At 69.5% G+C, this 817-nt stretch carries 1 pseudogene; it reads left to right on the forward strand.

Going from position 1 to position 817, the window contains the following annotated elements:
• A pseudogene (locus E2C05_RS33765) lies at positions 1-786 on the forward strand (hypothetical protein); the annotation flags it as partial.
• Between the last annotated feature and the right edge of the window lie 31 nt (positions 787-817).

Consider the following 817-nt stretch of genomic DNA (forward strand, 5'->3'; position numbering starts at 1 on the left):
CTCGTGGATCCGGCCAAGCGGCATGTCGCGCGGGAGTTGGAGGCGCGGTGGAATACGGCGCTGGAGAAGGTGAGCGCGCTCGAACGGCGGATCGCCGCCGCACGTGCCGCGGCAGCATCACGGCCGCAGGTCGACCGCGATGCCCTGCTGCGGCTCGCTGAGGACCTTCCCGCAGCGTGGAACGCACCAACGGCTGACAACCGCGCCCGCCAGCGCCTCACCCACATCCTGGTCCGCGAAGTGGTCATCGACCTCGACGACGCGACGCATGAGGTCGTGCTGATCGTCCACTGGATGGGTGGACGGCACACCGAGGCCCGCATCGCGCGCGTCAGATGCAAGCCGCGCCAGGCCGAGCCGGCCCGCTCCCCGACCGAGGTGGTGCGCCGGCTGGCACAGGAATGGCCCGACCGCGAGATCGCCGTGACGCTGAACAGGATGCGCTGCAGGACCGCCGCCGGCGAGAACTGGACGTCGGTCAGCGTACGCGACGTCAGGGAGCGCCTCGGGATCCCAGCGTTCGCGGCACAGGATACCGCCCCGCCGACGGTCGGTGTTCAGGAGGTGGCTCGGCGGTTCGGGATCTGCATCCCCTCGGTCCTGAGGCTTATCCGGGAGGGCGCCCTGCCGGCCGAGCAGGCGATGCCGTACGCACCATGGAAAATCCCCACCGCGGCGCTGGCATCCGAGCCCGTCATCGCCGGCCTACGGCGCGTGAAGGAGCGCCGGCCGAAGAATCTTCAAGGGTATCAGAGAGATGTCGCCATGCGGCTGCCAGGTCTCTGAGGGAAAGGATGCAGAATGTCGCGCGATCGCC

Source organism: Paracraurococcus ruber, from assembly GCF_004353985.1.
GTDB lineage: Bacteria > Pseudomonadota > Alphaproteobacteria > Acetobacterales > Acetobacteraceae > Paracraurococcus > Paracraurococcus ruber.